The sequence below is a fragment of the Acidisphaera rubrifaciens HS-AP3 genome (assembly GCF_000964365.1).
GTDB classification, from domain to species: domain Bacteria; phylum Pseudomonadota; class Alphaproteobacteria; order Acetobacterales; family Acetobacteraceae; genus Acidisphaera; species Acidisphaera rubrifaciens.
This window is the reverse complement of sequence record NZ_BANB01000948.1, coordinates 1-304: the sequence shown is the minus strand read 5'-3', so window position 1 is coordinate 304 and position 304 is coordinate 1. Positions and strand designations below refer to the sequence as shown.

Sequence of the window (304 nt, the reverse complement as noted above, 5' to 3'; positions counted from 1 at the left end):
CGCCGGGATGTCGTGCGGATCGACCCGCTGCACCTTCTCGAGTGCCAGGATCACCGGCGTGACGAAGGCGGCGAACAGCAGCGTGCCGATCACGTCGAAGCGCAGGCTGCCGCCCTCCGCCCGGTGCGCCGGCAGCCGGCGGGCGAGGATCAGCGCGACCGCGCCCAGCGGCACGTTAACGAGGAAGACCGAGCGCCAGCCGAAGCCCTGCGTCAGATACCCGCCGGCGACCGGCCCGAACATCGACGCGGCGACGAAGATCGACGATAGGTAGCCCTGGTACCGCCCGCGCACGCGCGCCGGC

Annotated in this window: 1 protein-coding gene; it reads right to left on the bottom strand. The window is 72.4% G+C overall.

Features of this window, described 5'->3' with window-relative positions:
* Positions 1-304: MFS transporter (locus B8460_RS19305; protein ID WP_048863256.1), on the bottom strand; the 304-nt coding region annotated here is incomplete at both ends.